Annotated in this window: 26 protein-coding genes; 18 read left to right on the top strand and 8 right to left on the bottom strand. The window is 72.3% G+C overall.

Annotated features, from left to right (window positions below):
• The first annotated feature begins 91 nt into the window (after nucleotides 1-91).
• From ACIF80_RS35385 to ACIF80_RS35375, 3 genes are all read left to right on the top strand, one after another.
• Complete coding sequence (locus ACIF80_RS35385) at nucleotides 92-1690, top strand: ABC-F family ATP-binding cassette domain-containing protein (protein WP_399812548.1); 1599 nt, start codon at nucleotides 92-94, stop codon at nucleotides 1688-1690.
• A 385-nt stretch (nucleotides 1691-2075) separates the two neighbouring features.
• Nucleotides 2076-2297 carry a helix-turn-helix domain-containing protein gene (locus ACIF80_RS35380; RefSeq protein ID WP_018567695.1) on the top strand — a complete coding sequence of 74 codons (222 nt, stop codon included), beginning with the start codon at nucleotides 2076-2078 and terminating at the stop codon, nucleotides 2295-2297.
• 146 nt (nucleotides 2298-2443) lie between these two features.
• Entirely contained in the window at nucleotides 2444-3247 is an 804-nt protein-coding gene (locus tag ACIF80_RS35375; protein WP_399812546.1) for an enoyl-CoA hydratase/isomerase family protein, read from the top strand.
• A gap of 25 nt (nucleotides 3248-3272) precedes the next feature.
• Here the strand turns inward: ACIF80_RS35375 and ACIF80_RS35370 are convergent, their stop codons facing one another.
• A complete protein-coding gene (locus tag ACIF80_RS35370; protein WP_399812543.1) occupies nucleotides 3273-4058 on the bottom strand; it encodes a nucleopolyhedrovirus P10 family protein in 786 nt (261 codons plus the stop codon).
• A gap of 88 nt (nucleotides 4059-4146) precedes the next feature.
• Between ACIF80_RS35370 and ACIF80_RS35365 the strand changes: the two genes are divergently transcribed.
• The 12 genes from ACIF80_RS35365 to ACIF80_RS35310 all read left to right on the top strand — a co-directional run bounded on the left by ACIF80_RS35365 (nucleotide 4147) and on the right by ACIF80_RS35310 (nucleotide 13574).
• Nucleotides 4147-4641: an Asp23/Gls24 family envelope stress response protein gene (locus ACIF80_RS35365; protein ID WP_399812540.1), complete on the top strand. Its 495-nt coding sequence runs from the start codon at nucleotides 4147-4149 to the stop codon at nucleotides 4639-4641.
• Nucleotides 4642-4711: 70 nt separating this feature from the next.
• The gene (locus ACIF80_RS35360; RefSeq protein ID WP_399812537.1) at nucleotides 4712-4897 is read left to right on the top strand and encodes a hypothetical protein; all 186 of its coding nucleotides are present in this window, start codon (nucleotides 4712-4714) and stop codon (nucleotides 4895-4897) included.
• A gap of 5 nt (nucleotides 4898-4902) precedes the next feature.
• The gene (locus tag ACIF80_RS35355) at nucleotides 4903-5286 is read left to right on the top strand and encodes an Asp23/Gls24 family envelope stress response protein (RefSeq protein WP_399812577.1); all 384 of its coding nucleotides are present in this window, start codon (nucleotides 4903-4905) and stop codon (nucleotides 5284-5286) included.
• Complete coding sequence (locus ACIF80_RS35350) at nucleotides 5283-5915, top strand: DUF6286 domain-containing protein (protein WP_399812534.1); 633 nt, start codon at nucleotides 5283-5285, stop codon at nucleotides 5913-5915. The genes ACIF80_RS35355 and ACIF80_RS35350 overlap by 4 nt, the downstream gene beginning before the upstream one ends.
• A complete protein-coding gene (gene amaP, locus ACIF80_RS35345) occupies nucleotides 5912-6499 on the top strand; it encodes an alkaline shock response membrane anchor protein AmaP (RefSeq protein WP_399812532.1) in 588 nt (195 codons plus the stop codon). The genes ACIF80_RS35350 and amaP overlap by 4 nt, the downstream gene beginning before the upstream one ends.
• Before the next feature lie 343 nt (nucleotides 6500-6842).
• Nucleotides 6843-7763, top strand: a complete 921-nt coding sequence (locus tag ACIF80_RS35340) for a ribokinase (RefSeq protein ID WP_399812530.1) — start codon at nucleotides 6843-6845, stop codon at nucleotides 7761-7763.
• Nucleotides 7760-8764 carry an ABC transporter permease gene (locus ACIF80_RS35335; protein WP_399812528.1) on the top strand — a complete coding sequence of 335 codons (1005 nt, stop codon included), beginning with the start codon at nucleotides 7760-7762 and terminating at the stop codon, nucleotides 8762-8764. Before ACIF80_RS35340 ends, ACIF80_RS35335 begins: the two co-directional genes overlap by 4 nt.
• Nucleotides 8765-8897: 133 nt before the next feature.
• On the top strand, nucleotides 8898-9917 hold the full coding sequence (locus tag ACIF80_RS35330) for a sugar ABC transporter substrate-binding protein (protein WP_399812525.1): 1020 nt from the start codon (nucleotides 8898-8900) through the stop codon (nucleotides 9915-9917).
• Nucleotides 9914-11434, top strand: a complete 1521-nt coding sequence (locus ACIF80_RS35325) for a sugar ABC transporter ATP-binding protein (protein WP_399812523.1) — start codon at nucleotides 9914-9916, stop codon at nucleotides 11432-11434. The genes ACIF80_RS35330 and ACIF80_RS35325 overlap by 4 nt, the downstream gene beginning before the upstream one ends.
• A gap of 33 nt (nucleotides 11435-11467) precedes the next feature.
• Entirely contained in the window at nucleotides 11468-11923 is a 456-nt protein-coding gene (rbsD, locus tag ACIF80_RS35320) for a D-ribose pyranase (RefSeq protein ID WP_399812520.1), read from the top strand.
• Between the two features lie 77 nt (nucleotides 11924-12000).
• Nucleotides 12001-12717, top strand: coding sequence for a deoxyribose-phosphate aldolase (gene deoC / locus ACIF80_RS35315; RefSeq protein WP_399812517.1), 717 nt, complete (start codon nucleotides 12001-12003; stop codon nucleotides 12715-12717).
• A 95-nt stretch (nucleotides 12718-12812) separates the two neighbouring features.
• Complete coding sequence (locus ACIF80_RS35310) at nucleotides 12813-13574, top strand: GntR family transcriptional regulator (RefSeq protein ID WP_399812514.1); 762 nt, start codon at nucleotides 12813-12815, stop codon at nucleotides 13572-13574.
• Between the two features lie 41 nt (nucleotides 13575-13615).
• Here the strand turns inward: ACIF80_RS35310 and ACIF80_RS35305 are convergent, their stop codons facing one another.
• Genes ACIF80_RS35305 through ACIF80_RS35295 form a run of 3 tightly spaced genes read right to left on the bottom strand, consistent with a single transcriptional unit; the run spans nucleotide 13616 to nucleotide 17037 of the window.
• Entirely contained in the window at nucleotides 13616-14371 is a 756-nt protein-coding gene (locus ACIF80_RS35305) for an SDR family oxidoreductase (RefSeq protein ID WP_399812512.1), read from the bottom strand.
• 5 nt (nucleotides 14372-14376) lie between these two features.
• Nucleotides 14377-16170, bottom strand: coding sequence for a glycoside hydrolase family 15 protein (locus tag ACIF80_RS35300; RefSeq protein ID WP_399812509.1), 1794 nt, complete (start codon nucleotides 16168-16170; stop codon nucleotides 14377-14379).
• Between the two features lie 60 nt (nucleotides 16171-16230).
• The gene (locus ACIF80_RS35295) at nucleotides 16231-17037 is read right to left on the bottom strand and encodes an SURF1 family protein (RefSeq protein WP_399812506.1); all 807 of its coding nucleotides are present in this window, start codon (nucleotides 17035-17037) and stop codon (nucleotides 16231-16233) included.
• Nucleotides 17038-17262: 225 nt separating this feature from the next.
• Here ACIF80_RS35295 and ACIF80_RS35290 point away from each other — a divergent pair, with 225 nt between their 5' ends.
• Nucleotides 17263-17514: a hypothetical protein gene (locus ACIF80_RS35290; RefSeq protein ID WP_399812504.1), complete on the top strand. Its 252-nt coding sequence runs from the start codon at nucleotides 17263-17265 to the stop codon at nucleotides 17512-17514.
• 29 nt (nucleotides 17515-17543) lie between these two features.
• On the opposite strand, the gene ACIF80_RS35285 is transcribed toward ACIF80_RS35290, so the two are convergent.
• The 4 genes from ACIF80_RS35285 to ACIF80_RS35270 form a co-directional block, all read right to left on the bottom strand.
• Nucleotides 17544-18530 (bottom strand): DEDDh family exonuclease, encoded by a 987-nt coding sequence (locus ACIF80_RS35285; protein WP_399812501.1) that lies wholly within the window; start codon nucleotides 18528-18530, stop codon nucleotides 17544-17546.
• Between the two features lie 207 nt (nucleotides 18531-18737).
• Nucleotides 18738-19745 carry a CopD family protein gene (locus ACIF80_RS35280; protein WP_399812498.1) on the bottom strand — a complete coding sequence of 336 codons (1008 nt, stop codon included), beginning with the start codon at nucleotides 19743-19745 and terminating at the stop codon, nucleotides 18738-18740.
• A gap of 113 nt (nucleotides 19746-19858) precedes the next feature.
• Nucleotides 19859-21334, bottom strand: coding sequence for a CoA transferase (locus ACIF80_RS35275; RefSeq protein ID WP_399812496.1), 1476 nt, complete (start codon nucleotides 21332-21334; stop codon nucleotides 19859-19861).
• 120 nt (nucleotides 21335-21454) lie between these two features.
• Entirely contained in the window at nucleotides 21455-23017 is a 1563-nt protein-coding gene (locus ACIF80_RS35270) for a S8 family peptidase (protein ID WP_399812493.1), read from the bottom strand.
• A 266-nt stretch (nucleotides 23018-23283) separates the two neighbouring features.
• Here ACIF80_RS35270 and ACIF80_RS35265 point away from each other — a divergent pair, with 266 nt between their 5' ends.
• Both ACIF80_RS35265 and ACIF80_RS35260 read left to right on the top strand, forming a co-directional pair.
• A complete protein-coding gene (locus ACIF80_RS35265) occupies nucleotides 23284-23640 on the top strand; it encodes a DUF485 domain-containing protein (protein WP_399812491.1) in 357 nt (118 codons plus the stop codon).
• On the top strand, nucleotides 23637-25265 hold the full coding sequence (locus ACIF80_RS35260) for a cation acetate symporter (protein ID WP_399812488.1): 1629 nt from the start codon (nucleotides 23637-23639) through the stop codon (nucleotides 25263-25265). The genes ACIF80_RS35265 and ACIF80_RS35260 overlap by 4 nt, the downstream gene beginning before the upstream one ends.
• Nucleotides 25266-25411 lie beyond the last annotated feature (146 nt).

The raw sequence follows: 25411 nt of genomic DNA, 5'->3' as shown, positions 1-25411 counted from the left end.
TAGAATGGCTTCCATGGCCATTCTCCTCGCGCATTAGACGGCGGGAACGCCCTCAGCCGCCCACCGCCACCCAACGCCCTGGAGCCTGTCCGTGATCTCCGCCTCCGGCATCGAGCTGCGCGCCGGTGCCCGTGTCCTCATCGAGAGCGCCACCTTCCGCATCGCCAAGGGCGACCGCATCGGCCTGGTCGGCCGCAACGGCGCCGGCAAGACCACCCTCACCAAGGTCCTCGCCGGCCAGGGCGTCCCCGCCGCCGGCAACGTCACCCGCTCCGGCGAGGTCGGCTACCTCCCCCAGGACCCCCGCACCGGCGACCTCGACGTGCTCGCCCGCGACCGCGTCCTGTCCGCCCGCGGCCTGGACACCCTGATCCGCAAGATGCGCGAGAACGAGCAGCGCATCGCGAACGGCCAGGGCACCACCCGTGAGAAGGCGCTGAGGCAGTACGAGCGCCAGGAGACCGAGTTCCTCACCAAGGGCGGGTACGCCGCCGAGGCCGAGGCCGCCACCATCGCCGCCGCGCTGAACCTGCCCGACCGGGTGCTCGGCCAGCCGCTGCACACGCTCTCCGGCGGCCAGCGCCGCCGTATCGAGCTGGCCCGCATCCTGTTCTCCGACGCGGACACCCTCCTGCTCGACGAGCCGACCAACCACCTCGACGCCGACTCGATCGTCTGGCTGCGCGACTACCTCAAGACCTACCGCGGCGGCTTCATCGTCATCTCCCACGACGTAGACCTGGTCGAGACGGTCGTCAACAAGGTGTTCTACCTGGACGCCAACCGCTCCACGATCGACATCTACAACATGGGCTGGAAGCTCTACCAGCAGCAGCGCGAGGCCGACGAGAAGCGCCGCAAACGCGAGCGGCAGAACGCCGAGAAGAAGGCCGCCGCCCTCAACGCCCAGGCCGACAAGATGCGCGCCAAGGCCACCAAGACCGTCGCCGCGCAGAACATGGCCCGCCGCGCGGAGCGCCTGCTGTCCGGCCTCGAAGGCGTCCGCCAGGCCGACAAGGTCGCCAAGCTGCGCTTCCCCGAGCCGTCCCCCTGCGGCAGGACCCCGCTGACCGCCGAGGGCCTGTCGAAGTCGTACGGCTCGCTCGAGATCTTCACCGATGTCGACCTGGCGATCGACAAGGGCTCCCGCGTCGTCATCCTCGGCCTCAACGGCGCCGGCAAGACCACCCTGCTGCGCCTCCTCGGCGGAGTGGAACAGCCCGACACGGGCGCGGTCGTACCCGGCCACGGGCTCAAGCTCGGGTACTACGCCCAGGAGCACGAGACCCTCGACCGGGACCGCACGGTGCTGGAGAACATGCGCTCCGCCGCACCCGACATGGACCTCGTCGAGGTCCGCAAGGTGCTCGGCTCGTTCCTGTTCTCCGGTGACGACGTCGACAAGCCCGCCGGTGTCCTCTCCGGCGGCGAGAAGACCCGCCTCGCGCTCGCGACCCTCGTGGTCTCCTCGGCGAACGTGCTCCTCCTCGACGAGCCCACCAACAACCTCGACCCGGCCAGCCGCGAGGAGATCCTCGGCGCGCTGCGCACCTACAAGGGCGCCGTGGTTCTGGTCACGCACGACGAGGGCGCCGTCGAGGCGCTCCAGCCGGAGCGGATCATCCTGCTGCCGGACGGCATCGAGGACCTGTGGGGCGCCGACTACGCGGACCTCGTCGCCCTCGCCTGAGCGGCCCCCGGGGCCTGGGGCCCCAGGCCCCGGACCGCCGGCCTTGCCGGTCGCAGGCCTGATCCACCGCGTATGGATCATTCGGCCCATCGGTGATCCCTCATTCGTGTGAGATCTCCTCGTACCCAGGTGTGTCCTGCACGGATTTCGCGGCCGAGCCCCCGATCGCCCGGGGCTCGGCCGCCACGTCTTTCTGACCTGGCATTTCGCGGCGGAGCGCGTCCGCGGGTGTGGTCGGCACCCCGTGGAATCGCTCATTCCGTATGTGGGGATGCACTCCTGTCGTCACAACCTTGTCGCACGGACCTTGCCGAATGGGTGGCCATCGGGCCCGAGAGGGGTGATCATGAGGAGACCAGAGCGCACTTCCCATGAGGAGGCACGGGTGGCCGAGACTCTGAAGAAGGGCAGCCGGGTGACCGGCGCCGCGCGCGACAAGCTCGCGGCAGACCTGAAGAAGAAGTACGACGCCGGTGCGAGCATCCGGGCATTGGCCGAGGAGACCGGCCGCTCGTATGGCTTCGTGCACCGCATGCTCAGCGAATCGGGCGTCACGCTCCGAGGGCGTGGCGGGGCGACCCGGGGCAAGAAGGCCGCTTCGGCCTGACCCCCGGCGCCCACGATCCGAGGTGGCCACCCGGTCGGCCGACAGGCCGGGCGGGTGGTTACTGTGCAGTCACTTAGCTGTGCCGCAGGGCGGGCCCGGTCCCGCCGTACGGTACGGAGGACGACCGCACCCATCGGAGGCGCCCCATGGCTTCGCCCGCCCAGGACCTTGGTCCCGTACTCGACAAGGACGGCGTACGGCTCACCGTCGACGACGCGATCGCCACGGTGACACTGACCAACCCGGCCAAGCGCAACGCGCAGAGCCCCGCTCTGTGGCGTGCGTTGACCGAGGCGGGCCGGCTGCTGCCGGGTTCCGTGCGGGTCGTGGTGCTCCGCGGTGAGGGCAAGTCCTTCTCCGCCGGTCTCGACCGCCAGATGCTCACCCTTGAGGGAATCGAGGGCGATCCGTCGTTCGTCGAGATGGCGCGCGGCAGCGAGGCCGACCTCGACGCGACCATCGCCGCCTACCAGGAGGCGTTCACCTGGTGGCGGCGCAGCGACATCGTGTCCATCGCAGCCGTGCAGGGGCATGCCATCGGAGCCGGTTTCCAGCTGGCCCTCGCCTGCGACCTGCGGGTCGTCGCCGACGACGTCCAGTTCGCCATGCGCGAGACCGGCCTGGGACTCGTCCCGGACCTGACCGGCACGCACCCGCTGGTCGGGCTCGTCGGGTACGCCCGCGCGCTGGAGATCTGCGCGACCGGCCGGTTCGTCACGGCCGAGGAGGCCGTGAACACCGGACTCGCCAACATCGCCGTACCCGGCGACGAACTGGACGGAGCGGTGCAGGACCTCGCGGCGGCGCTGCTCGCCGCGCCCCGGGACGCGGTGATCGAGACGAAGGCACTGCTGGGCGGGGCCGTGGAGCGTACGTACGAGGAGCAGCGGGTCGCCGAGCGCGCGGCCCAGGGCCGCCGGCTGCGGGACCTGGCCGGTCTCGGCGAATGAGCGGCCTGTGACGCGCTGAGGAGCGTCAGTCGACCGCTGTGACCAGGACCGCCACCGTCGGGCGGTCCGGCAGGGCGGCCGACACCGCCGCACGGACCGCCCGGGCCACGTCCAGGGCCCGGTGGTCCGCCCCGACGGCGAGGTCCACGCGCGCGTGACGGCCGGTCAGGGCGACACCGTCGGGCGTCTGCGGCGACGGCGCGAGGTGCACCGCCCGGCCGAGCGCGCCCGTCAGCCGGGACACCCCCGGTACGGCGAGCGCCGCGGCGGCGACCCGGTCCTCGTCGGACCCGCCACCGGACTCCGGTACCTCGGTCGGAGTACCGCCCCGGCCCTCGAACGGAGCATCGCCAGGCCCGTCCGCCGCGCTGCCCGGCCCGCTCTCCGCCGCCGGGCCCGCCGGCCCGGCCTCCGCGTCCAGCAGCTCCGTCACCCCCAGGTCCACCTCCGTCACCACCAGCCCGATCCGCTCCGCCGCGGCCCGCGACAGCACCGCCCGCAGCCGGTCCGCCGTCACCGGAAGAGGCTCCGCCGCCGTGGCCGCGAACCGGGCCGTCACCCGCAGCGAGCCCGGTGGCAGGGCACTGGGCGGTGCGGGCACCACCGGCTCGACGGCCTCCTCCGGAGCGGCGAGCGCGATCCGCAGGCCGTCCAGGCGAATGCCCGGCTCGGCCCGCGCCACCGCGCGTCGCAGAACCGTCCCGGCGGCCCGCTCGAAGATCCACGCGCCGTCGCGCGGTCCGCCCAGGGGCAGAAGCCTGCCCAGTCCCAACTGCTGCCGCACTGTCCGAGTCCATCGGTCCGCCGTCATTCCTCCAGCCTGCCGTATCCCTGGCGCGCAACCACGCATCGGCGCATACGGTGGTCCTGTGGACGACGATCGGAAGGGACGTACGGCGATGAGCGACATCACGGACGGCGGCTCGACGCGGGCCGCCGACCTCGAGAAGACCGGGCCGGACACCTCCGCGCGCAGAGGTCCGGGCGCCCGGCGCGGCGGAGGCGACCCCGCCACGCGCGGCCGCACCACGATCGCCGACGGCGTCGTGGAGAAGATCGCGGGCATGGCGGCGCGGGACGTGCTCGGCGTGCACGCCATGGGCAGCGGCCTGTCCCGGACCTTCGGGGCCGTGCGCGACCGGGTGCCGGGCGGGTCGAAATCGGTGACCCGTGGTGTGAAGGCCGAGGTCGGTGAGGTGCAGACCGCGCTCGACCTGGAGATCGTCGTCGACTACGGCGTGTCCATCGGCGACGTCGCCAGGGCCGTACGGGAGAACGTCATCGCGGCGGTCGAGCGGATGACCAGCCTCGAGGTGGTCGAGGTCAACATCGCGGTGAGCGACGTGAAGCTGCCGGACGAGGAGGACGAGGAGCCGGAGAGCCGCCTCCAGTGAGAAACCGGGCGGTGAACGGGGGCCCGGGACCGCGAGGACGGCGAACCGCTGAGCAACTGAGGAGCGCACCATGAGCATGGCCGTGGTCGGCATGATCGCCGGCATGGCACTGGGCTTCGCCGGCTACTTCGGCGGATTCGGGGCCTTCCTGCTGGTGGCGGCCCTGGGGGCCGTCGGTTTCGTCGTCGGACGGTTCCTCGAGGGGGACCTGGAATTCGGCGACTTCTTCCGTTCCCGTAACGATCGGCGGCGGTGACACCGGTGGTACCGGTGAGCACGGCGGAGGGTGAGACCGGCGGCGCCCCGGGCCTCGTGCCGCCGCGCGAGCGCGGGGCCACCCGGATCGCCGACCGGGTGGTCGCGAAGATCGCCTCCCAGGCGGCCCGCGAGGCGGTCGGACCGCTGCCCCAGGACGCCGAACGGCCGTACGCCACGGTCGTCGTCCACCACGACGACACCGCGCGGGTCAGCGTCCACGTCGAACTCGGTTACCCCGGCGACATCGGCGGCCGGTGCGGCCAGGTGCGCCGCCGGGTGATCGAACGGGTGTCCGGGCTGACGGGCATGCAGGTACCGGAGGTCGCCGTCCAGGTGGAACGGCTGCACCCGGCGGCGCTCGACGAGCCCCACGGGAGGACCCGATGAGCGGATCCGGGCCCGGCGAAGTCGCCACGGGCACCGTCCTGGAGAAGACACGGCCGCCCGCGCCGGACGACGACGCCGTGGGCAGCGGTGCCCGGCGTTTCTGGTCGGCGCGCAGGATTTCCGCCGGCCTGCTCGCGCTGCTGCTCCTGGTGGTGGCGGCGCTGTTCCTGTACGACATCGCCGCGGTGCGCGCCGACCGGCCCGCGATGAGCTGGCGCCGGGAGCTGACCGACCAGATGGCCGGGCGGCCCCTGGACGACATCTGGGTGCTGCTGGGCGCCGGTGCCGCCACCGCCCTCGGACTCTGGCTGCTCCTGCTGGCCCTCACCCCCGGGCTGCGGTCCCTGCTCCCGATGCGCCGCACCCACCCCGACGTACGCGCCGGTCTCGACCGCGACGCGGCGGCGATGGTGCTGCGGGACCGGGCCATGGAGGTCCCCGGGGTGCGGTCGGTACGCGTACGGGTGAAGCGCAGGCGGGCCGACGTCCGCGCGGTGTCGCATTTCCGTGAACTGGACGACGTACGGGCCGACCTGCGCGAGGTGCTCGCCGACACGGTCGGGCGCATGGCGCTGTCCCGGCCCCCGGTGCTGGCGGTACGGGTGCGGCGTCCCGGCCGGAAGGGGTGAGAGCGGTGATCAGAGTCGTCAACCGTGTCCTGCTCGGGATCGTGGGCCTGCTGCTGGTGGCCCTCGGCGGGTCCGTCCTGGCCGTGGGCCTGGGGGCGCCCGCGCCCTCCTGGTGGCTGCACGACGGACGGCACGACGTCCTGCTGGACGAGGCCGAACGGACCCGGTGGCGGGACGAGGGCTGGTGGTGGCCGGTCGTGATCGCCGCGCTCGCCGTCCTCGTTCTGCTCCTCCTGTGGTGGCTGGTCGCGGTACTGCGCAGGCGACGGCTCGCCGAGGTGTTCGTCGACACGGGTGACGGTGACGACGCGGTGCTGCGCGGCCGGGCGCTGGAGACCGCCCTCGCCCAGGAGGCGGGCCGGCTGGACGGCGTCGAACAGGCCCGTGTACGGCTGACCGGCCGCCGCGGCATCCCGCGGACCCGCGTCCGCCTCCTCCTGGAACCCCACGTCGACCCCGGCACCGTGCTGGACACCCTCACCACCGGAGCCCTGGCCCACGCCCGCGAGTCCGCGGGCCTCCCCACCCTCCCGGCCGAGGTCCGCCTCAGGGCGGTCAAACACCACGCCGAACGGGTCAGTTGAGCGCTTCGGCGCGTTCACCGGTTCTCCGCGAAGACACGCGGGCACACCGGGGGCATCCCGCTCCCGTCGGCCTGCCCGCGAGCGGGGCAGGCCGTTCGGTGACCTCCCCCCAGGTGCACCGGCCCCACCCGGGCGCACCGGCCCCACCCAGGCGCACCGCCCTCCACCCGGATGCACCGGGCTCCACCTGAGCCCGCGGCGTACACCCGCGCCGCCCCTTGAGGGCTCCGTCATCCCCGATGTTGGCTCAGAAGACGCTTCTCTGTAACCGTTGACTATAGACATCACTGTACATACGCTCACCCTCATGTTCACGGTTGTCCCTATGCAATGAGGTGGGCGCATGGTCAAGGTGGCGGTTGTCGGAAGCTATGGGGCTGGGCTGACCATGCGGTTGCCCAAGTCGCCCGCCGCAGGTGAGACCGTCTCGGGCGGGGTGTTCTCCCCGGGGCCCGGAGGCAAGGGAAGCAACCAGGCCATCGGTGCCGCACGGCTCGGCGCACAGGTCTCCCTGCTGACGGCGGTCGGCGACGACGACTTCGGGCGGGCCGCCCGCGCACTGTGGCGCGAGGAAGGCGTCGCGGCGGACCACGTCCTGACGGCCGGCGCCCCGACGATGGTCGGCTTCATCCTGGTCGAACCGTCCGGGGAGAACCGCATCAGCATCGCCCCCGGCGCCCTGGACGAACTGGACGCGGCCGCCGTGGAGTCGTTCCACGCCGAGATCGCCGCCGCCGACATCCTCGTGGTCTCCATGGAGATCCCCGAGGCGGCCGTCGCCGCGGCGCTGCGCGCGGGCCGCCGAGCGGGAACCACGACACTGCTCAACCCGGCCCCCGCACGCCCGCTGCCCGACGACCTCTGGCCGCTGATCGACGTGATCACTCCCAACCAGACCGAGGCCCCCGTGCTCCTCGGACTCCAGGAGGGACACGGACTGGACGACGAGGAACTGACGCGCCGTCTGTGCGCGCTCACCGGCGGCGCCGCGGTCCTGACCCGGGGCGGAGAGGGAGCACTCGTCGTACAGGCGGGAGTCACGACACGGATTCCGCCGCACCCGGCCAGGTCCGTCGTCGACACCACCGGAGCGGGCGACTCCTTCACCGCCGCGCTCGCCGTCACCCTCGCCGAGGGGCGCCCTCTCACCGAGGCGGCCCACATCGCCGGGGTGGCCGGCGCCCACACCGTGACCATCGCCGGGGTCATTCCCGCGCTGCCGACCCGAGACCGGCTGAACGCCCTGATTGGAACCGAACGATGACCACGACCACCGCGCCCGCGCAGCGGGAGTTCGCACTTCCCCTGCGCAGAATGCTGCACGCCCGTGAGTCCGGTGTCTTCGCCGCGCTCGTCCTGCTCTTCGTGCTGGGCAGCATCCTCTCGCCGAGCTTCGCCCAGTCCGACAACCTGCTCTCGGTCGGTCAGCAGGTGTCCCAGATCGGCATCATGGCCATCGGCGTGACCTTCGTGATCCTCAACGGAGAGATCGATCTCTCCGTCGGTTCCACCTACGCCCTGTCGGCGATCTCGACCGGCATCCTGATCTCGGACGGCTGGAGCTGGGGCCTGGCGGCGTTCGTCGGACTCGCCGTCGGCGCGGTGGCGGGACTGTTCAACGGCCTGGCGGTGGTCGTGCTCGGCGTGCCGTCGTTCATCGTCACCCTCGGCACGCTCAGCGTGTTCCGCGGCATCGCACTGCTCATCTCCGACGGCGCCCCGATCTCCCTCAGCTCCTCGCAGGCGGGCGTCGCGGACTTCAACCTGCTGGGGCAGGGCCTCCTGTTCGGCGTCATTCCGATGCAGTTCGTGTTCTTCGCCGTCATCGCCGTGATCGGCGCGGTACTGCTGTCCCGTTCCCGCTTCGGCTTCAACACCTACGCCGTCGGCGGCAACCAGGAAGCCGCCCGGCTCGTCGGCGTCAACGTCAAGCGGGTCAAGCTGACCGCGTTCGTCCTCTCCGGCTTCACCGCCGGACTCGCGGGCGTCCTCGGCCTGTCCTTCCTGTCCTACGTCCAGGGCGTCACCGGCCAGGGCATGGAACTCACCGTGATCTCCGCGGTCATCATCGGCGGCGCCGCGCTGTTCGGCGGCTCCGGCACCATCTGGGGCACCGTCATCGGCGTCGCCTTCATCGGCCTGCTCCAGAACATCCTCAACGTCAAGGGGATCTCCTCCTTCTGGCAGACCGTCGTGACCGGCCTGGTCATCGTCGCCGCGGTCGCCGCCGACACCTGGCAACGCCGGCGCAAGTCCCGCGCCTGACCGCCGCCTTCCTCCCTCCCCGTCCAGGCCCTCCCGGCCGCGCACGCCCCCGGCCGGTCGCACCGCCGCGTCCGCCGCCAAGCGTCCCCGGGCCGCCGCCCCCAGTGACACCCCGTGACAAAGGAGTCTTGCCGTGTCCTCTCGTCCCACCCTCAGAAGCCTCGTCGCCGTGGCCACCGCCACCACCGTCCTCGGCCTCACCGCCTGCGGCGCCGTCACCTCTGCCGACAGCGCGGGTTCCGACGGCGGGTTCAAGCTCGCCGCCCACGTCCAGCAGCGGATCGACGACGGCGAGCCGCTGCGGATCAAGCTCAGCTACCACGACCCGTCCCTGGCCTTCGCCACGCCCATCGGCGCGGGCATGAAGAAGGCAGGCAAGGAACTCGGCGTCGAGGCGAGCCTGATCGGGCCCACCGGTGGCGACGCGGCCAAGCAGGTCTCCGAGATCCAGACACTGCTGCAGCAGAAGGCCGTCGACGGCCTCGCCGTCTCCTCCGCGTCCAGTGACGCCCTCAAGCCCGTCATAGCCCAGGCGTACAAGGCCGGTGTCCCCGTCGTCTCCTTCAACACCGACAACCCGGACTCGGAGCAGATGGGCTTCGTCGGCCAGGACCTCAAGGGTTCGGGCAAGGCGCAGGCCGAGCGGCTCCGCAAGGACCTCGGCGCGAACGCCAAGGGCAAGGTCGTCGTCTTCTCGGTGGACACCGGAGCCGGCTGGTCCCACGACCGGTTCAGCGGATTCAAGCAGGGCCTGTCCGGAAGCGGTCTGGAGATCGTCGGCCCGGTCAACGTCGGAAACGAGCCCAGTGCCGCGTACAACACCGTCGAGTCCACGATGTCCGGGCAGTCCGGCGTCGTCGCCGTCGCGGGCCTCGACTGCTGCTCCACGACCGCCGCCGCCAAGTGGGTGGCGGGCGCGAAGAAGCAGGACACCATCACCGTCGGCGGTTTCGACCTGCTGCCGCAGACCGCCGAGTACCTCCAGAGCGGCGTGGTCGACTTCACGATCAGTCAGAACCCGAGCGAGCAGGGCTACCAGGCCGTCAAGGTGCTCCACGACTTCCTCGACGAGGGCACGGAGATCACCGGCGTGAACACCGGGGCCCAGTTCGTCACCCGGGACAACCTCGGTGAAGCGACGGTGGAGAAGTGACCGCCGCGTCCCAGGCCGCCACGGCCGTCGGGATACGCGGACTGTCCCGCAGCTTCGGCCCGGTGCGCGCCCTGTCCGACGTCTCCTTCGACGTCCCCGCCGGCGAGGTCACCGCGCTGCTCGGGGAGAACGGCGCGGGGAAGTCCACCCTGCTCAAGATCCTCGCCGGTCTCCAGCCGCCCAGCGAGGGCACCGTCACCGTCTTCGGGGAGCGGGTGACCTCCTTCGACCCCAGCACCATGCTGGACCGGCACGGCGTCGCGATCGTCCCCCAGGAGCTTTCGCTGCTGCCCGACCGCAGCGTCGCGGAGAACGTCCTGAGCGGTATGGAACCGGGAAACCGCTGGTTCCCCTCCCGCGGCCGGATGGCGGAACGCACCGCCGAGATCCTGGCCCGCCTGGACCTGGCCCTGGACCCCTCCACCCCCGTCGGGTCGCTGGACCTGGCCACCCAGCAGCTCGTCGTGGTGGCCCGGTCCGTCGCCCGGGGCTGCCGGGTCCTGATCCTGGACGAGCCGACCGCCATGCTCACCCCCGCCGAGGCGGAGCGGCTGTTCACCCTGATGGACGGCCTCAAGGCGGACGGCACCACCCTGCTCTACGTCTCCCACCGCATGCCGGAGGTCTTCCGGCTGGCCGACCGCATCGAGGTGCTGCGCGACGGTTCCCACGTCGCCTCCTGGCGGAACTCCGAGACCACCCCCGACCAGGCGGTCGCCGCCATGGTCGGCCGCCGCCTCGGCCACTTCGAACGGCGCCCCGACCACCGGCCCGATCCCGGCGTCGCGCCCGCCCTGCGCCTGACCGGGCTGACCGGCCGCCGGCACCGGGACGTGTCCCTGGAGATACGGCCCGGCGAGATCCTCGGAGTGGCCGGACTGCCTGACTCCGGGCGGGTGGAACTGCTGCACAACATCTTCGGCGGCGACCGCGGCACCGGCGGCGAGGTGGAACTCCTGGGCGAGCCCTACCAGCGGCGCCACCCCGTCGCCAGCGTCGGCCGCCGCCTGGCGTTCGTCCCCGGCGAGCGCCGCGCCCAGGGCCTGCTGACGACCATGAGCGTCGGTGACAACATCGGCGCGCTGACCACGGAGCGGCTCAGCCGGTTCGGACTGCTCCGCCGCGGGGCCCTCAACCGGGAGGCCACCGGACAGGCACAGCGCATGCGGGTCAAGACCGCCACCATGGAGCAGCCCATCACCAGCCTGTCCGGCGGCAACCAGCAGAAGGTGGTCCTCGGCCGCTGGCTGGCGATCGACCCGGCCGTGCTGATCCTCGACGAACCCACCCGCGGGGTGGACGTCGGAGCGAAGGCGGAGATCTACGAGCAGCTGTTCGGGCTGGCGGAGAAGGGCCTCGCGATCCTCTGCTCCTCCTCGGACCTGCCCGAACTGCTCACCCTGACCGACCGGATCGTGGTGATGAGCGAAGGCCGCGTCGCCGGCGTCGTGCCGTCGGCCGAGGCGACCGAGGAATCGATCATGACCTTGGCGACCGGAGCGGTGCCGGCCGCCTGAGCACCAACTTCCTCACCACAGAAGGGAACGACCATGAAACGACACGGCATCCTCAACGCCGAACTGAGCGGGGCCCTGGCCACCCTCGGCCACACCGACCTGCTGCTGGTCGTCGACGCGGGCTTCCCCGTCCCCCGGGACGCCCACCGCGTCGACCTGGCGATCGCGGAGAACCTTCCGGATCTGCGCACCGTGCTCGGCCTGATCGCGGACGAACTCGTCGTCGAGGGCGTGGTGCGGGCCGAGGACGTCCCCACCCGTCACCCCCGGCTCGACGCATGGCTGCGCGAGAGGTTCTCCGGGGCCGAGTTCACCACCCGGCCGCATGCCGAGGTGCTCGGCGAACTGGCCCGCCGCGCCAAGGTCGTCGTCCGCACCGGCGCCTTCGAACCCTGGGGCAACATCGGCCTGTTCTGCGGAGTCGACGCGCCCCGCTGGTTCGACAAGGAGGACGTCGACGTTCCTCCGGAGTACGCCTCCAAGCTCTGATCCCCCCGGGATCCGACGTCGCGGGCGCCGGACCGTTCCGCCGCCCGCACCACCCCCACCTCTCAGGGAGACAATCCGTGTCCGAGACAGTGACGACGCCCGCCGCCGAACCGGCGCTCAGCCCGGCCGAGCTCGCCCCCTACATCCAGCACACCCGTATCGAGCCCGACGCCACTCGCGACGACATGGTCGCCCACGCGCAGGAGGCCGTCACCTACGGCTTCAACGCCGCGATGGTTCCCGCCTCCTGGCTCTCCGTCGTGGTCGCCGAACTGCGCGGCACCGGTATCGAGGTCGCCTCCGCCCTGGACTTCCCCACGGTGGGCGTCATGACCAGCGCGGGCAAGGCGGCCGAGGCGGCCGAGATAGCCCGGCTCGGCGCCACCCAGCTCGACATCGGCGTACAGGTCGGCTGGCTCAGGAGCGGCAAGTACGATGAGTTCCGCGAGGACATCGCGGGTGTGGTCCGCGCCTTCGGAGGCCCCGTCAAGGTCATGCTGGAGCTGCCACTGCTCAGCGCGCAGGAGAAGGAGGCCGCCGTCGAACTGGCCATGGAGGCCGGCGTCGCCTACCTCAAGAACGCCAGCAGCGGACAGATCGAGACGGCCGGCCCGGACAGCGTCCGCTACCTTGTCGACCGGGCCCGTGACGGCGTCCGGGTGAAGGCGTCGGGCTCCATCAAGACCTACCGCCAGTCCCTGGAACTCCTGCGTGCCGGCGCCTCGTTGCTCGGTACGAGTGCCGGGAAGTCAATCGTCACCGACACCGGCGACGACCACACCGTCAGCTACTGACCAGCCGCCGGGCGGCTGTGACCGACCAGCTGCCGTGCCCCGGCCCCCCACGGCCGGGGCACGGCGCATCCACCGTGGAGAGGAGACGCGTGACCGTGACGGCCGACGAAGGGGGTCTTCCGGGCATCCGGCGCAACGTCCCCACCGCGATCCACGTGCAGATCTCGGAACACATCCGACTGCGCATCGCGAGCGGTGAGTGGCCGGCGCACTACCGGCTCAAGAGCGAGCCCGAACTGGCCCAGGAGTTCGGCGTCAGCCGCGGCACGGTGCACCGCGCCCTGACGACCCTCATCGAGGAAGGGCTGCTGAGGCAGGTCCGCGGACGCGGCACCTTCGTCACGTCCACGGTCATCGAACCGTCGATCGCCCAGAAGCTGAGCACCCTCTCGGAGGACTTCGCCAGCCAGGGCGTCGTCGCCACCACCGAAGTGCGGGAGTGTTCCCTGATCACCCCGCCCCGGCCCGTCGCGGCCCTCCTCGACCTGGCCTCCCCCGACGCCCAGGTACTGCGGCTGGTGCGGGTGCGCAGCATCCCCGAGGGCCCGGTCGCGCTCCTGTTCAACTTCGTGCGCGCCGACCTCGCGCCCGGCATCGAGCGGGCGGACTTCACGTCCTCGAGCCTCTTCGGCGAGCTAGAGGGCACGTTCGGTCTCCGGATCGCCACCGCCCGGCGCACGTTCAGCGCCGAGGCGGCCACCGAGGAGACCGCCCGTGCCCTGGCCGTGGAACAGGGCAGCCCGGTGCAGTACCTCCAGCAGGTCACCTATCTGGAGGACGGGCGGCCGGTGGAGTACTCCGACGTGTGGATCCACAGCGGCCGACTGCGCGTGACCTCACTCCTGCTGCGCCGCTGACCGGACCGCTCCGCGCGGCCCCGTCTCCTTTGGAACGGTCCTCAGAACCCGTGCCGTACCCCGCCGTCCACCGGGACCATGACGCCCGTGACGTAGGAGGCGGCCGGGGAGAGGAGGAAGGCGGCGGCGCGGCCGAACTCCGCAGGGGTGCCGTAGCGGCGCAGCGGGATGCGGGACTGGGCCGCCTGGCGGGTGGCCTCCGGGTCGGCGGAGAGGGAGTCGAGCTCACGGACGCGGTCCGTGTCGATGCGCCCCGGGAGCACCCCCACGACACGGATGCCGCGCGGGCCCAGCTCGTCCGCGAGGGACTTGGCGAAGCCGGCCAGCCCCGGGCGCAGCCCGTTGGAGATGGTCAGGCCGGGCAGCGGCTCGTGCACCGAGCCGGACAGCACGAAGCCGATGACCCCGCCCTCGCCCAGCTCCGCCGCGGCGGCCCGGGCCAGCCGCACCGCGCCCAGGAACACCGACTCGAACGCCGACCGCCACTGCTCGTCGGTGGTGTCGGCCACGAACCCGGGCGGAGGACCGCCCACGCTGACGAGGATGCCGTCGAAACGGTGGAACCGCTCACGCGCGGTCGCGATCAGCCGCGCCGCCGCCTCGGGGTCGGCGTTGTCGACCGCCACGCCGACCGCGTCCGGCCCCAGCTCGGCGGCCGCCTCGGCGACGCTCTGCTGCTCCCGTCCCGTGACGATCACCTTCGCGCCGTCCGCGACCAGCTCGCGCGCGGTGGCGTTGCCCAGCCCGCGGGTCGCCCCGGTGACGACGTACACCCGGTCCTTCAGTCCAAGATCCATGGCCCCTATCCTGCCTCCTCGCTTCCGAACAGGGCGAGAGCGGTGTTCACCAGACCGATGTGACTGAACGCCTGCGGGAAGTTGCCCAGCAGCCTCTTGCCGACCGGGTCGTACTCCTCCGCCAGCAGACCCACGTCGTTGGCGAGTCCCAGCAGCCGTTCGAACAGCTCGCGCGCCTGAGCCGTGCGGCCCGTCATGTGCAGGGCGTCCGCGAGCCAGAACGAGCACACCAGGAAGGTGCCCTCCACACCGGGCAGGCCGTCGACGTCGTTCCGGTCCGGGGTGTAGCGGCGCACGAGCCCGTCCTGTCCCAGCTCCGTGTGGATCGCGTCGACGGTACCGAGTACCCGGGGATCGTCGGGCGGCAGAAAGCCCACCCGGGGGATCAGCAGCAGCGCGGCGTCGAGTTCCCGCGAGCCGTAGGACTGGGTGAAGGTGTTCCGCTCGGGGTCGTACCCCTTCTCGCACACGTCACGGTGCACCTCGTCGCGCAACGCGCGCCAGTCCTTGAGATCGCGCTCGACGTCGTCATCGAGGTCCGGGTTCTCCTCCAGGAGGCGCACGGCGCGGTCGGCGGCCACCCACACCATCACCTTGGAGTGCACGAAGTGCCGCCGGCCGCCGCGTACCTCCCACAGCCCCTCGTCCGGCTGCCGCCAGACCGACCGGAGGAAGTCCAGCAGCACCCTCTGCAGCGCCCACACGTCCGGGTGCGGGGACAGGCCCGACCGTCGGGCCAGTGCCAGCGAGTCCACGACCTCGCCGTACACGTCCAGCTGAAGCTGGCTGACGGCGTCGTTCCCGACCCGTACCGGAGTGGCGCCGTCGAAGCCGGACAGCCACGGCAGTTCGGTCTCGGGCAGCCGCCGCTCACCCGCCACCCCGTACATGATCTGAAGATCCGCCGGGTCGCCGGCGACCGCGCGCAGCAGCCAGTTGCGCCACGCCTCCGCCTCGTCCTGGTAGCCGGCCGCCAGCAGCGCGTTCAGGGTCAGCGTGGAGTCGCGCAGCCAGCAGAAGCGGTAGTCCCAGTTGCGCACCCCGCCCGGTTCCTCCGGCAGGGAGGTGGTGGGCGCGGCGACGATGCCGCCCGTGGGCGAGTAGGTGAGCGCCTTGAGCGTGATCAGGGACCGCACGACCGCGTCCCGGTGCGGCCCGTCGTAACGGCAGCGGGACGCCCACGCGCGCCAGTCGGCGATGCTGTGCCGCAGCGAGGAGTACGGATCCACCAGCGGCGGGCGCGGCTCGTGGGACGGGTGCCAGGTGAGGACGAACGCGACCCGCTCGCCCGGCGCGACCGTGAACTCGGAGTGCGTGCCGCGGTCCTCGCCCCAGGTGGGCACCTCCGGCACACTGCGCAGCCACGCCGAGTCAGGCCCGGCGACCGCCACCCGGTGGCCGTCCGCCCTGCGCACCCAGGGCACCACCGAGCCGTAGTCGAAGCGCAGCCGGAGCGTGCTGCGGACGGTCACCTCGCCGCGGACGCCCTCGACGATGCGCACCAGGTCGGGCGCGCGGTCGCGCTGCGGCATCAGGTCCGTGACGCGCACCAGGCCCTCGTCGGTCTCCCACTCGGTGTCCAGGACGAGGGTGTCCCGGCGGTAGGCGCGGCGCGTGTACCGCTCGGCGCCCACGGGCGCGATGCGCCAGTGACCGTTGTCCTCGTCGCCGAGCAGCCGGGCGAAGCAGGCGCCGGAGTCGAAGCGGGGCAGGCAGAGCCAGTCGACGGAGCCGTCCGCGCCCACCAGGGCAGCGGTCTGTTCGTCGCCGATGAGCGCGTAGTCCTCGATACGGTGCACGAGGTGCGGATGCCCGGCCACCGGGTGCGGCAATCAGGGCGGAGCCGGGTGAGTGAGGAGCTACACCGCCGCGGGCTCGGTGTCCTGCGCGCCCGTGGCGTCCGCCTCCCGCTCCGCCTTCTCCGCCCGCTCCCGGGCCTCGCGGCGGACGAGGACGACCCAGCCCACGGGGACGCCCGCGGCGAACAGCCACCACTGGACGGCGTACGCCATGTGGGGGCCGATCTCGTCGTGCTCGGGCGAGGGGACGGGCTCCGGGGTGTCACCGCTCGGCCCGGGGTCGGTCAGGTCGACGTAGCCGCCGAGGACCTGCTTGCCGAGCCGGTCGGCCTCCAGCTCGCTGTTGATCAGCATGATCTGCCGGTCCGGCAGGCCCTGGAGGTTCTTGATGCCGCTGTCCTCGGTCGTCTGGTCCTGCATCAGCCGCCCGGTGATGGTGAGCTCGCCCTCGGGCGGGGCGGGAACCTCCGGGAACGCGGTCTGGCTCGGACCGTCCGCGGGGATCCAGCCCCGGTTGACCAGCAGGACCTTGCCGTCCTCGAGGACGAAGGGGGTCAGGACGTGGTAGCCGACCTCCTCGTCCGCGTTGGTGCGGCGGCGCACGACGACCTCGTCGGAGGCGTCGAAGCCGCCCTTCGCCGTCACCCTGCGGTACAGGTGGTCGCCGTCGACCTTCGCCCCGGGCGCGGTCAGCGATTCGGCGGGCACCGGCTTCGCCGCCAGGGAGTCGGTGATCACCTGGTTCAGCGCGACCCGGCGCTCGTGACGGTGCAACTGCCAGAAGCCCAGCTCGACCATCGTCGGGATGAGCACGAGCGCCAGCAGGGTGAGAATCACCCACTGGCGGGACAACAGGAAGCGGTACACCCCACGACCGTACAACCAGGGCCGGGGGGTGCATTCAGGCGGGTACGTCCTCACACCCGGTCGACGGTCCCGCCCGGCCCTCACCGAGGACCGGCCGCACGGGAATCCTTGAGCCGGGGGAGCCGAAGCGACTCCTTCCGGGGCCGCTGCGCCGACCGGGTAGAACCTCCGGGCAGCAGCCTCCTCGGCTTGCCAATGCCCCACCTGGCCCCAACGATGCGGTTTATGACACGTTGCGAAGTGTGCGGGAACGACTACGCGCTGGCCTTCACCGTCACGACCCAGGACGGTTCCGCCCACGTATTCGATTCGTTCGCCTGTGCGATTCATCGCATGGCCCCGATCTGTGAGCACTGCCGGGTGCAGATCATCGGCCAGGGCGTCGAGGCCGACGGCCACTGGTACTGCGGAGCGCACTGCGCCCGCGCGGAGGGGAAGGCCGGCATCGTGGACAAGGTCGGCAGCGTGAGCGGCTAGGGCCGGTCCGGCGGGCCGGGCGTCCGGGGTCAGCCCTCCGGTGCGGGCTCGACGTCGCGCAGCAGTTGTCCGAACGCCGCCTCGTCCATGACCGGGGTGCCGTACTGCCGGGCCTTGACCACCTTGGACGTGCCCGAGTCCGGATCGTTGGTGACCAGGAGGCTGGTCAGCCGGGAGATGCTGGTGGCGACATGCAGCCCGGCCTCGGCCGCCCGGTCCTCCAGCAGGTCCCGTTCCACGGAGGTGTCGCCGGAGAAGGCGACCCGCATGCCCTGCTTGAGGGGCCTGCCCGGTTCGTACCGGCCCGGGTTGGGGTACGGGCACGCCGGCCGCTTGCGGGACGGGCGCCAACCGGTGGGCCGGTAGCCGCCCCCGCGGCCCGCCTCCTGCCCGGTGCGGGGCCGGTCCGTCCACTCCGTCAGCGGCAGGCACTCGTGCAGCGGCAGCCGGACGCCGCGCGCCGCCGCGGTCCGCAGGCTGGGCCGGAAGGCCTCCGCCAGCACCCGCGCGTCGTCCAGCGCGTGGTGCGCGCGCTGCTGGACCACGCCGAAGTGCGCGGCGAGCGACTCCAGTTTGTGGTTGGGCAGCGGCAGCGCGAGCTCCTTGGAGAGGGCGATCGTGCACAGCCGCTGCTTCACCGGCGCCTGCGCACGGGCGCGCGCGTACTCGCGGGCGATCATCTGCCAGTCGAAGACGGCGTTGTGCGCGACGAGCACCCGGCCCTCCAGCCGGGTGGCGAACTCCCCGGCGATGTCGGTGAAGAGGGGCGCCCCCCGGAGCGCCTCGCGCGTCAGACCGTGGATCCACACCGGGCCGGGGTCCCGCTCCGGATCGACCGTCGTGTACCAGTGGTCCTCGACCTCACCGCGCGCGTTCAGCTGGTAGACGCCCGCCGAGATGATGCGGTCGTCCCGGGCGAGCCCCGTGGTCTCCACGTCGACGACCGCGTATCCCTGCGGATACGTGGCCGGCCACGCGGTGGGGGAGGACGCTTCGGTCGTGAGGTCTTCGAGCATGGTTCACGAGGATACGGGCCCCCGCCGACAGCCCTGCCCGTCAGGCATCGCGCGAGGCACGCCTGTTCGGTGCCGGGAATGTTCGGAGAGGTGGGCCGGGTACCGCCTCCGGTGCACACCGCGGCCGCGCTCGTCCTCACGGGCGGGAACCGCACCCGCCCGGGCGTCCGCGCCCATGGGCGGTGGGAGACCCCCACCGCCCGCCCCTCACCAGCGGATCGGCACCGGCAGCGCCGTCAGGAGGCCCGACACCGCCACCACCAGGGCCAGAACGTACACCTCCGCCCGCGCGGGACCACCGGCGCTCAGCGGATCGGCCGCGCGGGCCAGCCGGATCCTGGCCCACAGGGCGAGGGCCGCGACCCCGGCCATCAGGATCACCTTGGCGAGCAGGACACGCCCGTACGCCGTGTCCGTCAGCTGCTCCAGGACCGACTCCGGCGGCATCCGGCGCAGCGAACTGCACACCCCGGTCGCCGTGATGGCGACGAGCAGAACGGCCGCCACGCGCGCGTACAGCCCCAGCAGCACGGCGCCCGCCGGCGAGCCCCGCCACGCGCGCATCGTGCGCAGCGCGTACAGCAGGCCGCCCACCCAGAGCGAGGCGCAGATCAGATGGATCAACGTCAGCCCGGAGCCGATCAGCGGGGTGTACTCGGTCTCGGGATGCGCGCGCAGGGCCTCGGCGACGACGATCGCGGCCAGCGGCCAGACCTGCGTACCCGGACGGCCGGAAGCGGCGCACAGGGCCGCGGCGAGGAACGCGTTGACCTCCAGGAGGGCGAGCTTGCCCTCCCGCGAGTCGTACAGGCTGCCCACGTCGATGGCGGCGAGGCTGTCGGGAACCAGGTTCCCGGTGGCCACGACGCAGGCGAGCCCGAGAGCGGCCACGAAACCGACGGAGTTCGCGACGGTGGACCAGCCGCGCGGCACGGCCGGGGGAGCGTCGGGCACGGAACGCAGCAGCCGTCTCACGAACAGCTCGCCGACGGGTACGGCCAGCGCCGCGAACAGCACCGTCCGGAGCAGGGCTATGCCACCGGTGCCGGGCGCGGCGGCCTCACCGGTGCCGTGCAGGGCCGGGGACGGGCCGAGGAGCGGTATCAGCGCGGCCAGCGCCACCAGTACGAGGACGGCGACGGCCGGGCCGGCGCCGGGACGCTGCGCGCCCCTGTGCGCGCCGGTCGTCCCGGACGTGGGGTTTGTCAGAGTCACCCCAGGATCTTCACAAGCGCTCACAGAACGGGCAAGCACGGGATGGAAGGCAGGGGCGCTTTTCCGGTCAAGGCCGCATTTACCGCCCCGGCCGGCTGCCGTCACCGGCGCCGTCACCCCCACCGGGCCGCGTCGGCACCCCACGGCCCGGGCGGACGGCTCCAGTCACGGGGGCCGTCGGTGAACGACACCGGGGACCGGGCGTACCGCAGTCTTCCCAGGGCGCTGTCCGTCTCCGTGAGCCAGTCGTCGGCGGACCCGCCCGCGCCCGCGCCCGGGGCGGAGGCGGAGGCGGGGCCGGGGGCCGCCGCGGTCCGCTCGCCGCCCGGCCCACGCGTGGGCGCGGCCCCCTCCAGCAGCCAGGCCGCCGTCCGCGCCAGCGCCAGCCGGACGAACCGGCTGCCGCCCTCGTCCGCCTGCTCGGCCAGCGCCCGCAGCACCGCCGCCGCCAGCAGATACCCGGTGCCGTGGTCGAGGGCCTGCGCCGGGAGCACCCCCGGCCGTCCGGCCGAACCCTCGCTCACCGCGATCCCCGTGGCCGCCTGCACCAGACTGTCGAAGCCGCGCCGGTCGCCCCACGGCCCGTACGCCCCCCACGCCGACAACTGGGCCACGACCACTCCGGGCCGGCGCTCGGCCAACTCCTCGGGACCCAGCCCCAGGTGGTCCAGGGACCCCGGCCGGTACCCGGTGACCACCACGTCCGCCGCCGCGAGCAGTTCCTCGAACGTGTCCCGGCCGGCCGGCAGATCCAGCAGGGCCGAACGCTTCCCGAATCCCGTGTCGGTGTGCTGGTCGGGGAGTTCGGGCAGCCCCGGCGGGTCCAGACGCAGCACGTCCGCGCCGAGCAGGGCGAGCGTGCGGGTGGCGACGGGGCCCGCGACGACCCGGGTCAGATCCAGCACCCGCAGCCCCGCGGCGGGCAGCAGGGGATCACGGTCCACGGGGGTGAGTGTCCGCGCGGGGGCGGAATCCAGCCGCCCGCGCTCCACCAGCGGGCGCCGCGCCACCGCCGCCGCCTGCTCGTGCGACGCCCACTCGGCGGGCGTCCGCAGCGCGACGGCGAGGCCCCCGGCGGCGTACACGGTCTCCTCGGCCTCCGCGGCCGACCGCTCGGCGAGCGCCGCCGCCACCGCCTCCGGGTCGTCGGACGTACCCAGCGCGGCGAGCAGCCGGGCCCGGTGGTGCGGGTAGTTGGCGTGCGTGCGCACCCATCCGTCCGCCGTGCGCCAGAAGCGCGACAGCGGGGCGAAGGACACCGGAGCCCGCCCGTCGACCAGCAGATGCCGCTCACTGACGAACGCCGCCGCGACCGCTCCGTCGTCCACCCGCACGGCGGGCACTTCGAGGCCCGGGGGGCGGCCGGGACGAGCGGGCCCCGCCCGACGCGCGCCCAGTTCGGCCGCGGCCAGCGCGCACGCGCCCACGCAGGCGCGCGCCACCTCCCGTACCGGCAGCCGCGCGGGAAGCGCCCCGGACCGCTCGACGGTCGTCACGCGCGTGAGGAGAGCCGGGTCTCCGCCCACCGAGGACCAGGCGGCGGCGAGTCCGGGGCGGGAGCCGGGGGCGGGGCGGTCGGTGTCGGTCATGGGTGCACTATGCGGTATCGGCCGGCCGGCAGCGGAGGGGGCCGGACGAATGACCGCCCGGCCCCCTCTCACTCACCCACAGGCCCCGCAGGACGAATAACGCGTCACCGCGTCACCGCGTCACCGCTTCACCGCGCGCAGCGCGTCGACGATGCCGGAGCCGTAGAAGCCGTTGACCCGGCTGCCGCCCTCGCACGTCGCGTCCTGCACGCCGTCGCCGTTCTGGTCGTACGACTCCGGGCAGCCCGGGTTGTTCGCCTGCGCCTTCAGCAGCGCCTGCAACTGGGCCGGGGGCGCCCACGGGTACCTGGACTTCAGCAGCGCGGCGACACCGGCGACGTGCGGCGCGGCCATCGAGGTGCCCTGCAGGAAGGCGTACTCGCCGTTCGGCATGGTGGACAGGATGCGGCCGTTCTTCGACGGGGTGTCGGGCGTCTGGTAGCGCCCGTCGCCGCCGGGCGCGGCCACGTCGACGACCCCCTTGCCGTACGTGGAGTAGTACGACTTGAGGTTCTGCACGCCCGTCGCGCTGACCGTGACCACGCCCGGGAGCTGGGTCGGCAGGTCGAAGCACTCGGACGGGTCGATGGTGCGCTCGACCGGCGTGGTGTCGTTGGGGCTGGAGGCGTCGTCGATCGCGTCCGCGGCCAGGTCGTGGTTGGAGTTGCCGGCCGACGAGACGTGCAGGGTGCCCTTGAACTGGGCGTACTTCTGGGCCCGGTTGACCGCGTCGACGATCGCCCGCTGGTCCGGGTCGTCCATGCAGTTGTAGAGCCACGGGTCGACGTAGTAGCTGTTGTTCGTGATCTCCACGCCGTGGTCGGCGGCGAACACGAAGGCGCAGACCACGTTCTCCGGGTAGAACAGCCCGTTGTCCGGGTCGCTCACCTTGATGGACGAGACCTTGACGCCGGGCGCGACACCGGCGACGCCGATGCCGTTGCGGGCCGCGGCGATCTCACCGGCCACGTGGGTGCCGTGGTAGTCCTCGTCCGTGTACGGGCGCCAAGCGCCCTCACTGGTGTCCGCCTTGCCGCCGACGCAGTTGGCCGACTGGGCGGCGGAGAAGTTCGGCTCGAGGTCGGGGTGGGAGTCGTCCACGCCGGTGTCGATCACGGCGACGGTGACCTTGCGGCTGCCCGGGTTGATCTGCGCCGCCTTGTCGGCGCCGATCGCGCGCAGGTCCCACTGGTCGGCCTCGAGGGGCTCGCTGTTGGGGGTCCGCGCGGAGACGGCCCGTGCCCTGGCGGCCTCCTCGGCCGTCACGTAGTCCGCCGCGCCCTCGTCCGTCGTCCCCGCGGGGACCAGCGGGGCGGTGCGGGTCGCACCGGCCGACTGCACCCCGCGCACGGCGCGCATCTCCTGGGCGAAGCCGGGGTTCGCCGAGTGGACGACGATCACACCGATCCGGTCGTACGTGACCACGACGGTCCCGCCGGCCGCGGCGACCGCCTTCTCCACCGACGCGATCGTGCGGCGGTCCGTCCTGGTGTTGACGACGTACGCCAGACCGGGGGCGTCCGTCGCCCGCTCCGTCGCCTGCTCGTTCGCCCGTTCAACTGCCGCCGACGCCGCCTGCGGAGCCGCCGAGGCCGTCGCCGGCAGGAAGCCGAGCGAGACGGTCAGGGACAGCGCGACGGGCACGGCGAGGGCGAGCCGGCCTCTGGAACGCAGATGAGCCATGGGATCTCCACATCATCCGGAAACAAAACCGGCCCGAGGCACAGATGGTGCTCGGGCAGGTACATGACGGGTGGTGCAGAGCGAAGCTATCCCGCGCGCTCGCCGGCCAGCAACGTTTTCCCGGCCGTGTCTTCGGCGAACGTCCGCACAAAAGAAGCACGCGGGGTTGAACCGGTCCTCGCGTGGCGCCGTGACGTTGTGCAGGGAGCGCGAGGACACTCGCCCCCGTCCCCGTCCGAACCGCATCCGTAACGCGAGGAGACTTCGTGGCCGCCGAAGCACCGCCCCCCTCAGCAGAGCAACACAAACTCCCCACGCCCGAGGAGTTCACCGAGGTGCAGGAGAGCGCTGAGTTCGGTGAACTGCGCCGCTCCTACCGCTCCTTCGCCTTCCCCCTGACCGTCGGCTTCATCGTCTGGTACCTGCTGTACGTGCTGCTCTCGAACTACGCGGGCGGCTTCATGGGCACCAAGCTGTTCGGCAACATCAACGTCGCCTTCGTCTTCGGTGTCCTGCAGTTCGTCACCACGTTCTTCATCGCGTGGTGGTACTCGCGGCACGCCGCCACCCAGCTCGACCCCAAGGCCGAGGCCATCAAGACGCGTATGGAGGGTGGCGCATGAGCCCCTCGATCACCCACATCCAGCTCGCCGCGAACGAGGCGAGCGAGCACCGCCCGCTCATCATCACCCTGTTCGCGCTGTTCGTCCTTGCGACCCTCGGCATCACCGTGTGGGCGGGCCGGCAGACCAAGGACGCCGCCGACTTCTACGCGGGCGGACGCCAGTTCAGCGCCTTCCAGAACGGGCTCGCGGTCTCCGGCGACTACATGTCGGCCGCGTCCTTCCTCGGCATCGCGGGCGCCATCGCCCTCTTCGGCTACGACGGCTTCCTCTACTCCATCGGGTTCCTCGTCGCCTGGCTGGTCGCCCTGCTCCTGGTCGCCGAGCCCCTGCGCAACTCCGGCCGCTACACCATGGGTGACGTCCTCGCCTACCGCATGCGCCAGCGGCCCGTGCGCACCGCAGCCGGCACCTCCACCATCGTCGTGTCGATCTTCTACCTGCTGGCCCAGATGGCGGGCGCCGGCGTGCTCGTCTCGCTGCTGCTCGGCATCACCTCCGACGCCGGCAAGATCCTGATCGTCGCCCTGGTCGGCGTCCTGATGGTCGTGTACGTCTCCATCGGCGGCATGAAGGGCACCACCTGGGTGCAGATGGTCAAGGCCGTGCTCCTCATCGGCGGCACCATCCTGATCACCTTCCTGGTGCTGCTGAAGTTCAACTTCAACATCTCCGACCTGCTGGGCAAGGCCGCCGACAACAGCGGCGCGGGCGCGTCCTTCCTGGAGCCCGGTCTGCAGTACGGCGCGAGCGGCACCACCAAGCTGGACTTCATCTCCCTCGGCATCGCCCTGGTGCTCGGCACCGCCGGCCTGCCGCACATCCTGATCCGCTTCTACACGGTGCCCAACGCCAAGGCCGCCCGTAAGTCCGTGAACTGGGCCATCGGCATCATCGGCGGCTTCTACCTGATGACGATCGCGCTCGGCTTCGGCGCCGCGGCGCTCATCTCGCGGGACGAGATCATCGCCTCGAACCCGTCCGGCAACACGGCCGCACCCCTGCTCGCCCTGCATCTGGGCGGCGTCGACTCGACCTGGGGCGCGATCCTGCTCGCCACCATCTCGGCGGTCGCCTTCGCCACGATCCTCGCCGTGGTCGCCGGTCTCACCCTCGCCTCGTCGTCCTCCTTCGCGCACGACATCTACGCCAACGTCATCCGCAAGGGGAAGGCCACCGGTGCGGAGGAGGTCCGCGCGGCCCGCCTGGCGACCATCTTCATCGGCGTCGTCTCCATCGGTCTGGGCGCCCTCGCCCGCGACCTGAACGTGGCCGGTCTGGTCGCACTGGCCTTCGCGGTCGCCGCCTCCGCCAACCTGCCGACGATCCTCTACAGCCTGTTCTGGAAGCGGTTCACCACCCAGGGCGCCCTGTGGTCGATCTACGGCGGTCTCACCGTCGCGGTCGGCCTGGTGCTGTTCTCGCCCGTCGTCTCCGGCGACCCCACGGCGATGTTCCCCGACGTCGACTTCGCCTGGTTCCCCCTGAAGAACCCGGGCATCATCTCCATCCCGTTCGGCTTCCTGATGGGCTGGCTCGGCACCGTCCTGTCGAAGGAGGAGCCCGACGCCAAGAAGTTCGCGGAGTTGGAGGTCCGGTCGCTGACCGGCACCGGCGCCCACTGACCGGCCCGATCGCTCCCCCCTTCCGGGGGGGGGGGGGGGGGGGGGGGGGGGGGGGGGGGGGGCCGGGCCGGGGGGGGGGGCGGGGGGCGGGGCGGGGCGGGGGGGGGGGGGGGGGGGGGGGGGGGGCAGCAAGAACGAGCAGGGTG

This window comes from Streptomyces sp. NPDC085927 (genome assembly GCF_044540975.1).
Taxonomy (GTDB): Bacteria; Actinomycetota; Actinomycetes; order Streptomycetales; family Streptomycetaceae; genus Streptomyces; species Streptomyces hirsutus.
The sequence above is the reverse complement of the archived record's forward strand: the minus strand, read 5'-3'. Positions and strand labels throughout refer to the sequence as shown.

Coding starts and splice junctions, on each gene's coding strand:
- ACIF80_RS35375 (WP_399812546.1), top strand. CDS start 2,444: ATGGCTTCGCCCGCCCAGGACCTTGGTCCCGTACTCGACAAGGACGGC.
- ACIF80_RS35370 (WP_399812543.1), bottom strand. CDS start 4,058: ATGACGGCGGACCGATGGACTCGGACAGTGCGGCAGCAGTTGGGACTG.
- ACIF80_RS35365 (WP_399812540.1), top strand. CDS start 4,147: ATGAGCGACATCACGGACGGCGGCTCGACGCGGGCCGCCGACCTCGAG.
- ACIF80_RS35360 (WP_399812537.1), top strand. CDS start 4,712: ATGAGCATGGCCGTGGTCGGCATGATCGCCGGCATGGCACTGGGCTTC.
- ACIF80_RS35350 (WP_399812534.1), top strand. CDS start 5,283: ATGAGCGGATCCGGGCCCGGCGAAGTCGCCACGGGCACCGTCCTGGAG.
- ACIF80_RS35340 (WP_399812530.1), top strand. CDS start 6,843: ATGGTCAAGGTGGCGGTTGTCGGAAGCTATGGGGCTGGGCTGACCATG.
- ACIF80_RS35335 (WP_399812528.1), top strand. CDS start 7,760: ATGACCACGACCACCGCGCCCGCGCAGCGGGAGTTCGCACTTCCCCTG.
- rbsD (WP_399812520.1), top strand. CDS start 11,468: ATGAAACGACACGGCATCCTCAACGCCGAACTGAGCGGGGCCCTGGCC.
- ACIF80_RS35305 (WP_399812512.1), bottom strand. CDS start 14,371: ATGGATCTTGGACTGAAGGACCGGGTGTACGTCGTCACCGGGGCGACC.
- ACIF80_RS35290 (WP_399812504.1), top strand. CDS start 17,263: ATGACACGTTGCGAAGTGTGCGGGAACGACTACGCGCTGGCCTTCACC.
- ACIF80_RS35285 (WP_399812501.1), bottom strand. CDS start 18,530: ATGCTCGAAGACCTCACGACCGAAGCGTCCTCCCCCACCGCGTGGCCG.
- ACIF80_RS35275 (WP_399812496.1), bottom strand. CDS start 21,334: ATGACCGACACCGACCGCCCCGCCCCCGGCTCCCGCCCCGGACTCGCC.
- ACIF80_RS35270 (WP_399812493.1), bottom strand. CDS start 23,017: ATGGCTCATCTGCGTTCCAGAGGCCGGCTCGCCCTCGCCGTGCCCGTC.
- ACIF80_RS35260 (WP_399812488.1), top strand. CDS start 23,637: ATGAGCCCCTCGATCACCCACATCCAGCTCGCCGCGAACGAGGCGAGC.